Below are 12211 nucleotides of genomic sequence, written 5' to 3' on the forward strand. Positions count from 1 at the left end.
CCGCTCGATGAGCACCCCGCACGCACCCGACCGCCGCGCCGAGCCGCCGAAGTGGGGCATCACCCTCCCGCTGCCCGGCCTGACCATCGACCGGCACCGCTTCATCGTCGAACGGCTGCCGGAACTCGGGTACACCGACGTCTGGAGCGCCGAGGGCGGCGGCACCGACGCCTTCACCCCGCTGGCCGCCACCGCCGCCTGGTCCCCCTCGCTGCGGATCGGCACCGGCATCGTCCCGGTGCACACCAGGGGCCCCGCCGTACTCGCCCAGACCGCCGCCACCCTGGCCCAACTCGCCCCCGGCCGACTGCTGCTGGGAATCGGCGCCTCCGTGCCGGCGCACGTCACCGACATCAACGGCATCCCCTTCGACGAACCGTTCAAGCGCACCCGGGACGTGCTGCGCTTCCTCACCCGGGCCCTGCGCGGCGAGCACATCGCCGGGGACTTCGACACCTTCTCGATCACCGGCTACCGGCTGCCGCACCCGCCCGTCGAACCGGTCAAGGTGATCCTGGGCGCGCTGCGCCCCGGCATGCTGAAGCTCGGCTTCAACGAGGGCGACGGCGCGATCACCAACCTGCTCTTCCCCGAGGACGTGCCCAAGGTGCTGGACGCCGTCGGGCCGCAGCCGCCGGGCAAGGAACTGGTGGTCAAGGTGTTCGTCTGTCCCACCGAGGACGCCGACTACGCGCACCGGGCCTCCCGGCCGTTCCTGGCCTGGATCCTCAACCGCGAGCCCTACCGCAAGTTCCACGAGTGGCTGGGCCACGGCGAACTGCTGAAGGAGACCCACGAGCGCTGGGCGGCCGGCGACCCGGAGGGCTCGCAGCGGGCGCTGCCGGACGAGGTGGTCGACGGCCTGTTCGTCTCCGGCTCGCCCGAGGAGTGCCGGGAGCGCATCCTGCGGTACCACCGGCCCGGCGTCACCACCATCCAGCTGTACGTGTCGCTGCCGCCCGAGGTGTTCGTCAGCCGGGCCCGACTGCTGGACACCCTGGCCCGGCTCGGCCCGGCCGCCGGGTAGCGCCGCCGGGCAGCGCGCCCCGGCCCATGGCACCCGGCCCCTGCCCAGGGACGGCCCGGCAGGGGCCCGGGCAGGGCGCGCACCCCCCCGTACACCCGCGAACGCGGAGGCAGAGCAATGGAGTTGGAGATCCGTGGCGGCGTGAGAGCCGCCCCCGTACACGGCCGGACACCGCGCGAGCGGCAGGCGCTGCGCTTCGCCCCGGACCTGCGGGAGCGCGCCGCCGACCCCGGGCACGTCGCCCGGACGGCCCGCGAGAACGAGGAGGACGGGCTGGACAGCGCCCTCGTGGTGCAGTCCAGCTCCTGGCCGGACCCGTGGCTGGTGGCCACCTGGGCCCTGGCCGCCACCAGCCGGCTGCGGATCGCCGTCGCCCACCGCGTCGGCACCACCGCGCCCACCGTCGCCGCCCGCCAACTGGCCACCCTGGACCGGCTGTCGGGCGGCCGGGCGGCGGCCCACGTGATCGTCGGCTCCAGCGACCTCGACGTCGCCCGGGACGGCGACCTGCTCGGCAAGCAGGACCGCTACCGGCGCGCCGACGAGTACCTCACCCTGCTGCGCCGCTCACTGACGGCGGAGGAGGAGTTCGACCACAGCGGCGAGTTCTACCGCGTCCAGGGCGCCCGCCCCGGGCTGCGGCCCGAGCCGCGCGGCGAACTGCTCTCCTTCGGGGGCTCCTCCCCGCAGGGCGTACGGCTGGCGGCCCGGCACGCCGAGGTGTACGCCGTACCCGCCCTGCCGCTGCCCGACACCCGCCGCCGGATCACCGAAGTGCGGGAGGCGGCCGCCGGATTCGGGCGGGTGGTGCGGATCTGGCGGCACCTCACCCTGGTGCTGGCCGACACCGACGAGGCCGCCCGGGACAAGGTCCGCGAGCTGCGCCGGGAGGCGCTGCGGCTCACCGCCGGCCCGGACGGCCACCGGTTCGCCCAGGCCGTCGCCCTGGACCGCGACCGCGAGCGGGGCCGGGCCGCCGAGGAGCGGCCGGGCGAGCAGGTGGCCGCCTACGTCCGCCGCTCCTTCGCCGCCGCGTACGCGGGCTCGCCCGCCACCGTCGCCCGCCGGATCAACCTGCTGCGGGCGGGCGGGGTGGACATCGTCCAGCTCGACCTGTCGACCGAGACCGACCAGGACCGGGCCCTGCGGCGGGAACTCGTCGCGCTGCTCCGCTCGCCCGGGGCGGTGGCCGCCCGACAGCGGGGCTGGTAGCCGCGGGCCCGTCCGGGGTGCCGCCGCGACATGTCGTCAAGTGCCGTCAAATCCCGTCAAGTGCCATGAACCGCCGTGTACCGCTGCGGTCTGCTGTGAAGCGCCACGAACTGCCATGACCCGCCACGACCTCAGGGAGAACCAGATGGCCACGCGCCTGTTCACCTCCGAGTCCGTCACCGAGGGACACCCGGACAAGATCGCTGACCAGATCAGCGACACCATTCTCGACGCCCTGCTGAAGGAGGACCCGAAGTCCCGGGTCGCGGTCGAGACGCTGATCACCACCGGCCTGGTGCACATCGCCGGCGAGGTGACCACGAAGGCGTACGCGCCGATCGCGCAGCTGGTGCGGGAGAAGATCCTGGAGATCGGCTACGACTCCTCGAAGAAGGGCTTCGACGGGGCGTCCTGCGGTGTGTCGGTGTCGATCGGCGCGCAGTCGCCGGACATCGCGCAGGGTGTGGACACCGCGTACGAGGCCCGGGTCGGGGGCGCCAGCGAGGGCCAGGAGGGGGACGACCTGGACCGGCAGGGGGCGGGCGACCAGGGGCTGATGTTCGGGTACGCCTCGGACGAGACGCCGGAGCTGATGCCACTGCCGATCACGCTGGCGCACCGGCTGGCCCGCCGGCTGTCGGAGGTCCGCAAGAACGGGACGATCCCGTACCTGCGGCCGGACGGGAAGACCCAGGTCACCATCGAGTACGACGGGGACCGGGCCGTCCGCCTGGACACCGTGGTGGTCTCCTCGCAGCACGCCGGCGACATCGACCTGGAGTCGCTGCTCACCCCCGACATCCGCGAGTACGTGGTCGAACCCGTACTGGCCGAATTCGCCATCGACGCCTCGGACCACCGGCTGCTGGTGAACCCGACCGGCCGGTTCGAGATCGGTGGTCCGATGGGCGACGCGGGTCTGACGGGCCGGAAGATCATCATCGACACGTACGGCGGTTTCGCGCGGCACGGCGGCGGGGCGTTCTCGGGCAAGGACCCGTCGAAGGTGGACCGTTCGGCGGCGTACGCGATGCGGTGGGTGGCGAAGAACATCGTGGCGGCGGGTCTGGCGCGGCGGGCCGAGGTGCAGGTGGCGTACGCGATCGGGAAGGCCGAACCGGTGGGCCTGTTCGTGGAGACCTTCGGCTCGGAGGCGGTGGACGTGCTGAAGATCCAGGAGGCCGTGGTGAAGGTCTTCGACCTGCGGCCGGCCGCGATCATCCGGGACCTGGACCTGCTGCGGCCGATCTACGCGCAGACCGCCGCGTACGGGCACTTCGGCCGCGAGCTGCCGGACTTCACCTGGGAGCGCACCGACCGCGTCCAGGAACTCAAGGCGGCCGCCGGTGTCTGAACACGGCGCGGTGGTGGTCAGCGGCTCCATCGCCACCGACCACCTGATGACCTTCCCCGGCCGCATCGCCGAACAGCTCCTGCCCGAGGAGCTGGCCCGCGTCTCGCTCTCCTTCCTGGTCGACGGCCTGGAGATCCGGCGCGGCGGCGTCGGCGCCAACATCGCGCTCGGGCTGGGCCGGCTCGGACTGCGGCCCGTGCTGGTCGGGGCGGTCGGCGCCGACCACACCGAGTACGACACCTGGCTGCGTGCCAACGGCGTCGACACCCGGGGCGTGCTCACCGACCCCGAACTGTTCACCGCCCGCTTCCTGTGCACCACCGACCGGGACCAGAACCAGATCGCCTCCTTCTACCCCGGCGCGATGAGCCGGGCCGCCGACATCGACCTGCACGAGGTCCTGGCCCGCACCGGCCCGGCCCGGATCGTGCTGATCGGCCCCGACGACCCCGGCGCGATGCTGCGCCGCACCGAGGAGGCCCGCAGCGCCGGCATCCCGTTCGCGGCCGACCCGTCCCAGCAACTCGCCCGCCTCACCGGTGAACAGGCCCTCGCCCTGGTGGACGGCGCGGCCCTGCTCTTCACCAACGCCTACGAACGGAGCCTGCTGCTGGGGCGCACCGGCCTCACCGAGGAGGACCTGCGCAAGCGTGTCGGCACCTGGTTCACCACCCTGGGCGCGGACGGCGTCCGGATCGAACGCCAGGGCCACCCGCCCATCGACGTCCGCCCGCCCCGCGAACTGCGCCGCGCCGACCCGACGGGCGTCGGCGACGCCTTCCGCGCCGGCGTCCTCGCCGCGGACACCTGGGGCCTCTCCCTACGGGCCGCCGCCGAAGTCGGCTGCCTGCTCGCCACCCTGGCCCTGGAATCCGTCGGCACCCAGGAGTACGACTTCCATCCCGAAACCTTCCTCACCCGCCTCGCCACCACCTACGGCCCCGAAGCCGCCACCCACGTCCGCCCCCACCTCCCCACCTCCACCTCCCCACCCCCACCTGACCGGCCCACACCGTCCCGGGTTCACGCGCAGAGCGGTGCGTCGGCCACGGCCCGCAACGCGGCCGGTTCCCGAAGGTAGCCGGGCGCCTCGAACCGGGCCGTGTCCGCTCCGGTGACCGTCACATAGCCGGGTACCACCAGCGGAGCGGAGTTCGGCCCGTGGGCTCCCGGCAGCCCCGGTGGCAGTGACACCTCGCCCTGCGCCTGCCAGATCCTCCCCGAGAACCGCAGGTACCGCGCCCCGCAATGGACGCCCCAGTCGAACGGATACGCCCGGCCAAGCACCGGACTGCCGGGCTGGGCCGGCGGACCGGCGGGATCCACCTCGCGGCGGACCGGAGCCGCTGCCGGTGCGGATGCGAATTCGGACGCCGCCGCCGAGACCGTCGGTTCCGCGGACGTGGACGTGGACGTGGACGCGGGCGCCTGGGCCGACCGGCGTTCGTCCGGCGCGGACCGCGGCCCGGACAGTACGCCCGCCACCACCGCGCACGCCACGACGGCCGTGACCACACCGGCGACCCGCACGCGACGACGGCGCCGCCCACGCTCCACCACCTCGCGCACCGGCGCCGGCACAGGAACCTGCTGATCCGCCAGCCCCCTCAGACCCGAACGGAGTTCTTCCTGCTCCCGGCCCTCGAAGTCGTTCATTCCTGGTCCCTCCTTGCACGTCCGGACAGTTCCGCCCGTCCGCGGATACGGTCCAGAGCCCTGCTTGTCCTGGATTTGACCGTCCCCACCGAGCACCCCAGCAGCTGCGCGACCTGCTCCACGCTCAGGTCCTCGTAGAACCTGAGCACCAGGACCGTGCGCTGCGCGGCCGGCAGCGCGGCAAGAGCGCGCTCCAGATCCACCAGGTCCCCCCAACGCTGTGCGGGGTCCTGGGCCTGACCCTGCTCCCGGGGACTGCGGTGGGGGATCTCCCGGTACCAGTGCCTCCGGCGCCACGTGGCGTGGACGTTGACAAGGGTCCTGCGGGCGTAGGCCGCAGGGTTGTCCCACGTATCGGAACGCCCCCAGGACATGTAGATCCGCAGCAAGGCGCTCTGAGCCAAGTCCTGGGCGGAATGCGGGTCCCCGGTCAGCAGCCTGGCGGTGCGCAGCATCGCCGGATGGACAGCATGGGCAAAGCGGCTGAAGTCCGCTTCACGTTCGGAAGGCGAGTCCCGCACCGGCGTCCCTCCCGCAGGTCGTGTCGTCATGTCGTTCTACTGGACCACCTGGGAGGCCGAGCGGGTTCCCTTCACCCGACAGGTGCCGTTCGAACGGCAGGGCGACCGTGCCACAGCTCCGAGAGGAGAGCTGACCAGGAGACCGACGGCCCTCGCTCGCTGGGCCCCGCCCGGTGAACGCCCAGGCGTCGTGCCTCGGAGCCCGGACGGGCGGGGCCGGCGCCGAGGCGCTCACCGGGCGTAGTCGACCTCGGGGAAGTCGGGGGAGGGGCCGTCGAGCAGCTGCCCCTGGTCGCGGAGGTGGAGGTCGAAGAAGGCTCGCGGGTAGGCGCGTTGGAACGCCTGTGCCCGGTGCGCGGGGATCGTCCCGACCTCTTCCTCCAGATCGGCCGGTGACCTGCCCAGGAGAGGGGCGATCAGCGGCAGGATCAGCACATCGTCGCCGAACGACTGGTGCGCGGCTCCCCGTACGGTCAGATGCAGGCGCCAGCCGCGCAGACGCGACCAGAACGCGCGCAGGGCGGGGTTGCTCTCCATGCCGCCCTTGCCCAGGGTGTCCACGACCAGGAACGGGCGGTCGAGCCCGGCGTCCACCACCGGGCCCGCCGCGCCCCCGTCCAGGCTCGCTCCCGCCGTGATCCGCCCGTCGGTGAGCATGGTCGCGGCGGTGGTGGCGCCGCCCAGGGAGTGGCCGAGCATGCCGACGCGCCGCAGGTCGAGCGCCCCGCGCATGCCGGTGGGCAGCGGGGTGCGGCAGACGCCGGGGTGGCCACCCGCGCGGAGGACGGCGAGCCGGTCCAGGACGAAGCGGATGTCGGCGGTACGGACCGCGAGGGCCTTGGCGTAGTCGCTGATCCCGCCCAGCGGATTCGTCTCGACGCGTCCACCGGGGAAGGCGACCACCGCCGCGTCGTAGGTGTGGTCGACGGTGACCACCAGGAAGCCGTGACTGGCGAGGTCTTCCACGACGCCGGTGCCGAACGACCGTGACGCGTCGGAGCCGGGAGAGTAGAGCACGACGGGCAGGGGGCCCGGTGGGCCGCCGACGGGAGCGCCCTCGTGGCCGTGGGTGCCTCCCAGCCGTACCCGGCCGGGAGGCAGGCCGAGGAGGCTCAGGTACCGGTCGGCCGCCGCCGGAGGCATCCAGGGAGCAGTGGGGCGGGCCGCGCAGTCGCGGGCGGGGTACCAGATGCTGATCATCAGCTCACGGCAGGGGCGGGAGGGTACCCAGGGGTCCGGCCGTGCGGTGTCGGCCAGGTGCAGCGCGATCGTGCCCAGCGGGTACGGTCCGTTCGGGGCGGGCAGCTGGAACCGCACGGGTTCCTCCTGCCTCGGTCGCGCGACGGCCACCTGGGCGAGCGGACCCGAGACCAGGGCGGCGGCCAGTCCGGCGCACGAGGACAGCAGTGTTCTCCGATTCATGGCTTCACTGTTCCGTCCGACGAGCCCGGCGGCTTCGCCCCCGGGGAGGAACCCGGTGTCAGCCCAGGAGGGTACGACGGGCATCAGCCGCGTGGATGACTCAGCCCGGGAGATGACGTCCTCCGGGCTGACAGGCCCCGGGCCCCCGTGTGGATAGCGTGGCCGGCATGGGCGACGGGGAGTCACGGCCGCTGGTGGCCGGACGTCTGCGGGACGGACAGTGGCACGGCGTGGACACGGTCGCGGCCGTGCTCCTCGCCCTGGCGTTCGGCGCGAGCGAGACGCGGAGCGGTGGCTGGGGCGCGGGAGCCGTGGCGGCGGTGGTCTGGCTGCCGGTCGCGGTGCGGCGTAGACGGTCCGTCCGCGTTCTGTACACGGTCCTGGCCGGAGCGGTCCTCGCCATGGTGTTCACCGGATGGGAGGAGTCCTGGATCCCCGTCGGGGCCGCCCTGTACACGGTGGCGGCGCGGGAACCGCGGCGCCGGTCCGCGACGGCGCTCGGCTGCTCGCTGGGCGCCGTCGCGGCGGCCATGGCCCTCGTACCGCGACCGGTCCCGGCCTCCGGGGTCGCGTGGGGCGTCGTCTTCGCGTCTTTGATGATGACCCTGCCCTGGCTGGTGGGCACCGCGCTGAGAGAGCAGCGGTCGTACGCGGAACTCGCCGCCCGGCAGGCCGTGACGGACGAGCGCCTGCGGATCGCCCGCGAGCTCCACGACGTGGTGGCCCACCACCTGACCGTCATCGCGGTACGGGCCGAGGTGGCCTGTGCGGTGGCCTCCACCAACCCGCAGGAGGCCGAGCGGACCCTCGCCCTGGTCGGGACGGCGGGCCGGACGGCGCTCACCGAGATGCGCCGCATGCTCGGCGTTCTGCGATCACCCGGTGACGGAGCCGAGTTGGGGGCCGCCCCCGGTCTGGCGGACCTGCCCGCGCTCGTGGACGGCGCAGGCCCGCGGGTGGAGCTGTCCGTCGACCCGGATCCACCGCTCCCCCCGGGGGTGGAACTGGCGGTCTACCGGATCGTTCAGGAAGCCCTCACCAATGTCGTCAGGCACGCGGGATCGGCGGACTGCCGGGTGAACCTGTTCCGGGCGGGTTCCGAGGCGGTCGAGATCGAGGTCGTCAACGACGCGCCGTCCCGGCTCCCGTCCCCGCTCCCGTCCCGGCGTCCTGGCGGCGGGCACGGACTCATCGGGATGCGGGAGCGGGCGGCCATGTGCGGCGGGACCCTCTCCGCCGGCCCCCTGGCGACGGGCGGATTCCGGGTGCATGCGTGGCTGCCCTGCGGATCGGAGACAGCACGGTGAACCGGCCGGTCCGGGTTCTCATCGCCGATGACCAGGCGCTGTTGCGGGCGGGCTTCCGTCTGCTCATCGAGAGCGTGCCGGACCTCACCGTCGCAGGTGAGGCCGGCAGCGGTGAACAGGCCGTCGAACTCGCCCTGCGGCTGCGGCCCGACGTCGTGCTGATGGACATCCGGATGCCGGGCACGGACGGCCTGGAGGCCACCCGGCGCATCTGCGCGGACCCGGACGCCGTCGGCACCCGTGTGCTGGTCCTCACCACCTTCGACCTGGACGAGTACGTGTACGCGGCACTCCGCGGCGGAGCCAGCGGATTCCTCCTGAAGGACATCCTCCCCGCCGACCTGCTGACAGCCTTGCGGGTGGTCGCCTCCGGCGACGCCCTGCTCGCGCCCGCGGTCACCCGCCGTCTGATCCGCGAGTTCGCCGGACGCCACGAGCCGGGCCCGCGACTCGCCCGGGAGCTGGCGGGCGTGACCCCACGGGAACGGGAAGTCCTCCGCTTGGTGGCCCGGGGACTGCCCAACCTCGTGATCGCCGAGCGACTGGGGCTGAGCGTCGCGACCGTCAAGACACATGTCCGGCGGCTGCTGGCCAAGCTCGACGCCCATGACCGGGCCCAGATGGTCGTCATCGCCTATGAGACGGGCATGGTCACCGCGGGTGGGAACCTCCCGTCCACGGGTTGACGCCTCACCGGCCGGGACGGTGGACCTGAAGGGGACGCCCCGGCGGGTTGCCGAGTTCGGGGTTGTCGCGGAGGTGGAGGGCACGTCCGACTCGGTGAGCGGATCCGAGGACGGGGCCGTAGGAGACGATCACCGAGCCGCCGCTGGGCAGGTTCGGCTTGGCGATCGCGTCGGCGGCGATCAGCGTGGACACCGGTCTCCGACCTCGACCGTACCGACAGGCCCCCTCGACTGGACCGCGGCCGGACAGCACCGGCGCGCCCGGGGCCGCCGACGTCGGCAGCAGGGCCTGGCCCGGCCGCAGGTCACGCACCGAACGCCGGGAGCGACGCTGTGTGGCGTTCGCCCGCCGCCTTGACGACGGTGTCGACGTCATCCGGGCGGCCCGGCAGTCCGCCGATACGGGTGGTCGGCGGCCCAGCTTCCGAGCCGGGTGCCCGGGAAACGCCTCCCTGCTGCGGCCGGAGTACCGTGGAAGGGGTCGGGCGGTCGCGCCGCGCGTGCTGCTCGCAGGCATTCTGCCGAAGGACTCGACCGGGGGCCCGGCGCCTCCAGGAGGGGTGCTGCCCGTGGCCGTTCGTTCTCCGGCCGCCCACTGCGCCGTCGTGTCGCACGGCGCGAGGTGTCATGTACGTGGCTGACGACTCCCGGCAGAGCCCGGTCGGAGCCGTCGGGAGGGTGACGGTGCCGATCCCGACGGACGGGCCGGGCGAGGTGCTGGTCGGCCTGCGTGGGGGGTCGGAGGTGTTCGCGGCTTGGTCCGCCGGGCCGATCGCGGTCAACACCAGGGTGGTCGTGATCGACACGATCTCCGCCCGGTCGGTGCTCGTCGAGCCGATGCCGTCCTGAGTCCGGCGGCCCCTGCGGCCCCGTCGATCTGTTGCAGGTCAGGTGGTTCGTCATGTTGTTCTGGCACGTGCCCGCGCCCAACGAGGCCATGCTCATCTCCGGTTCCAAGCGGCAGTCGCAGGACACCCAGTTCCGGATCGTCACGGGCCACGGGAGCTTCGTCGTTCCCGTCAAGCAGAAGGCCCGCATGCTGTCCCTCGCCCTGCAGGAGGCGGAGATCGCCGAGGACTGCGTCACCCAGCAGGGGATCCGGCTCACGGTCCGCGCGGTCTGTGTCTTCAAGGTCGGCGACGACGCCGTGTCGATCGCCAACGCCGCCCGGCGCTTCCTGTCCGAGCAGGACCAGATGCAGGAACTGGTCGGACGGATCTTCGCAGGCCACCTGCGCTCCATCATCGGCGGGCTGACCGTGGAGCAGATCATCAGGGAGCGCAGCCGGGTCGCCCAGGAAGTCATGGCGGGCAGTCACGGCGAGATGGAGAAGCTCGGCATCGTGGTGGACGCCCTGCAGATCCAGGAGATCGAGGACGCCACCGGCTACATCGACAACCTCGCCGCACCGCACGCGGCGGCGGTGGCCAGTCAGGCCCGGATCGCCCAGGCCAAGGCCGACCAGGAGGCGAGCGAACGGGAGCAGCAGGCCGCCGCGCTCAAGGCCGAGTACGAGCGGGACACCGCGATCAAGCGGGCCGGCTTCCTCGCGGAGACCGAGCAGTCCAGGGCACGCGCCGCACAGGCCGGGCCGCTCGCCGAGGCACGAGCCACCCAGGAGGTCACCGAGGAACAGACCGCCCTCGCGCAGCGCAACGCGGCGCTGACGGCGCAGCGGCTGGAGGCGGAGGTGCGGCGCCCGGCCGACGCCGAGGCCTACCGGAAGCGGACGCTGGCCGAGGCGGACCGCGACCGGGTGAAGTTCGAGGCCGACGCCGGCGCCTACACGGAACGGACCCTCGCCGAGGCCCAGGCGGACGCCAACACCGCCCGCGCGGCGTCGCTGCGGGACGGCAACCAGGAGCTGATCGCGGCCAACCGGATCGTGGAGAACCTTCCCACACTCGCCGACGCGGCGGCCCGGGGCATGGCGGGCGCCGATCTGACCGTCCTGAACGGCACCGACGGGGTGAACCAGATCGCGGCCGGCATCGCCGGCCAGGCACTGGCCATACTGCGGTCCCTCCAGCACTCGACAGCGGCCTCGACGGCCGGCGCGTCGGTCGCCCCCGGCGCGTCGGCCGTCGACCCGAACGTTCACGGCCGCTCCACGCCCCGGCTCCCGAACCGGAGCTGACCCGGATGTGTGCCGCGCGCGCGGCGTGGTCGAGCCGATTCCGCGGCACCGCCGGAACACCGGCGCTTCGGCGGTTCGGGAGTTCGGGGGTTCGACGGTTCGGCCACGGTATTCCGGCGCTCCGTCGCCGTCCGGACCAGCCGGGAGCGAATATGACGCTCAGTCATCGGAAAGTCACGCATTTCCGTGGCCGGCGTACACCCGCGATATTCGCGGTCCGATTCCCGCGGACGGATCTCCGCCGTCGGTTCGTTGTGCTCCGCATTCGCTCCGACCGGAGTTCCACGCGCGACTCGCGGCCCGCGCGGGCCTTCCGGACAGCCCTTCGGGCAGAGCCTTCGGGCGGGCCTTCCGGGCGGGGTGCGGACGCCCGGGCCGCCGGCCCGGCCTCGGCTAGACGTCGAGAGCGGCCTCGATGCGCTTGAGACCGTGCCGGGCGAGCGCGAGGTTGGAGCGCGAGCGGTCCAGCGCCAGGTAGAGGAAGAGCGAGCCGTGACTGCGGGTCAGCGGGCGGATCAGGTGGTACTGGGTGCCGAGGGTGATCAGGATGTCCTCGATGACATCGTCGATCGACAGCGCGGCCAGGGCGCGAATCTTCGCGCGAACGACCTCGGTGTTGGCGGCGGCCGCAATCTCCAGGTCGAGCTGCGGCCCCCCGCCGAGGAGCCCGAGTGACATACCGCTCTCGTAGTCGGCCACGGCCACTCCGATGGCCCCCTCGATGGCCATCGCGTCCTTGAGTGCGTCGTCAATGTTCATGCGCTGTTCGTCCTTTGCGTGACTTCCGGGCAGAACTCCCGTGTGCGGTAACAAAGTAGCAAGAAGCCACCGGTTGTGGTCACCTCGTGAAAATGATGGAATAAAGTACGCTGCCGGGGTTCAGAACGTG

Annotated in this window: 13 protein-coding genes; 8 read left to right on the forward strand and 5 right to left on the reverse strand. The window is 72.9% G+C overall.

What is annotated here, in order from left to right:
• Positions 1-7: 7 nt before the first annotated feature.
• The 4 genes from ABZW10_RS14650 to ABZW10_RS14665 all read left to right on the forward strand — a co-directional run bounded on the left by ABZW10_RS14650 (position 8) and on the right by ABZW10_RS14665 (position 4674).
• Positions 8-1027: an LLM class F420-dependent oxidoreductase gene (locus ABZW10_RS14650; RefSeq protein WP_355364234.1), complete on the forward strand. Its 1020-nt coding sequence runs from the start codon at positions 8-10 to the stop codon at positions 1025-1027.
• A gap of 117 nt (positions 1028-1144) precedes the next feature.
• Positions 1145-2239: an LLM class flavin-dependent oxidoreductase gene (locus ABZW10_RS14655; RefSeq protein ID WP_355364237.1), complete on the forward strand. Its 1095-nt coding sequence runs from the start codon at positions 1145-1147 to the stop codon at positions 2237-2239.
• Positions 2240-2384: 145 nt separating this feature from the next.
• Entirely contained in the window at positions 2385-3593 is a 1209-nt protein-coding gene (gene metK, locus ABZW10_RS14660) for a methionine adenosyltransferase (RefSeq protein ID WP_355364240.1), read from the forward strand.
• Between the two features lie 46 nt (positions 3594-3639).
• A complete protein-coding gene (locus tag ABZW10_RS14665; protein ID WP_355364432.1) occupies positions 3640-4674 on the forward strand; it encodes a carbohydrate kinase family protein in 1035 nt (344 codons plus the stop codon).
• Here ABZW10_RS14665 and ABZW10_RS14670 read toward each other — a convergent pair.
• The 3 genes from ABZW10_RS14670 to ABZW10_RS14680 all read right to left on the reverse strand — a co-directional run bounded on the left by ABZW10_RS14670 (position 4617) and on the right by ABZW10_RS14680 (position 7192).
• Positions 4617-5249 carry a hypothetical protein gene (locus ABZW10_RS14670; RefSeq protein WP_355364243.1) on the reverse strand — a complete coding sequence of 211 codons (633 nt, stop codon included), beginning with the start codon at positions 5247-5249 and terminating at the stop codon, positions 4617-4619. The genes ABZW10_RS14665 and ABZW10_RS14670 overlap by 58 nt on opposite strands.
• On the reverse strand, positions 5246-5800 hold the full coding sequence (locus tag ABZW10_RS14675; protein WP_355364246.1) for a SigE family RNA polymerase sigma factor: 555 nt from the start codon (positions 5798-5800) through the stop codon (positions 5246-5248). Before ABZW10_RS14675 ends, ABZW10_RS14670 begins: the two co-directional genes overlap by 4 nt.
• Before the next feature lie 201 nt (positions 5801-6001).
• Positions 6002-7192 carry a lipase gene (locus ABZW10_RS14680; RefSeq protein ID WP_355364249.1) on the reverse strand — a complete coding sequence of 397 codons (1191 nt, stop codon included), beginning with the start codon at positions 7190-7192 and terminating at the stop codon, positions 6002-6004.
• A gap of 167 nt (positions 7193-7359) precedes the next feature.
• Here ABZW10_RS14680 and ABZW10_RS14685 point away from each other — a divergent pair, with 167 nt between their 5' ends.
• Positions 7360-8499 (forward strand): sensor histidine kinase, encoded by a 1140-nt coding sequence (locus ABZW10_RS14685; protein ID WP_355364252.1) that lies wholly within the window; start codon positions 7360-7362, stop codon positions 8497-8499.
• A complete protein-coding gene (locus ABZW10_RS14690) occupies positions 8496-9185 on the forward strand; it encodes a response regulator transcription factor (protein ID WP_355364255.1) in 690 nt (229 codons plus the stop codon). The genes ABZW10_RS14685 and ABZW10_RS14690 overlap by 4 nt, the downstream gene beginning before the upstream one ends.
• Before the next feature lie 4 nt (positions 9186-9189).
• Here the strand turns inward: ABZW10_RS14690 and ABZW10_RS14695 are convergent, their stop codons facing one another.
• Positions 9190-9378: a hypothetical protein gene (locus ABZW10_RS14695; protein WP_355364258.1), complete on the reverse strand. Its 189-nt coding sequence runs from the start codon at positions 9376-9378 to the stop codon at positions 9190-9192.
• 440 nt (positions 9379-9818) lie between these two features.
• Here ABZW10_RS14695 and ABZW10_RS14700 point away from each other — a divergent pair, with 440 nt between their 5' ends.
• Together ABZW10_RS14700 and ABZW10_RS14705 are read left to right on the forward strand one after the other, a co-directional pair.
• On the forward strand, positions 9819-10034 hold the full coding sequence (locus ABZW10_RS14700) for a hypothetical protein (protein ID WP_355364261.1): 216 nt from the start codon (positions 9819-9821) through the stop codon (positions 10032-10034).
• Between the two features lie 52 nt (positions 10035-10086).
• On the forward strand, positions 10087-11322 hold the full coding sequence (locus ABZW10_RS14705; protein WP_355364264.1) for an SPFH domain-containing protein: 1236 nt from the start codon (positions 10087-10089) through the stop codon (positions 11320-11322).
• A gap of 393 nt (positions 11323-11715) precedes the next feature.
• On the opposite strand, the gene ABZW10_RS14710 is transcribed toward ABZW10_RS14705, so the two are convergent.
• Entirely contained in the window at positions 11716-12081 is a 366-nt protein-coding gene (locus tag ABZW10_RS14710; protein WP_355364267.1) for a hypothetical protein, read from the reverse strand.
• Positions 12082-12211 lie beyond the last annotated feature (130 nt).

The sequence above is a fragment of the Kitasatospora sp. NPDC004723 genome (assembly GCF_040609255.1).
GTDB lineage: Bacteria > Actinomycetota > Actinomycetes > Streptomycetales > Streptomycetaceae > Kitasatospora.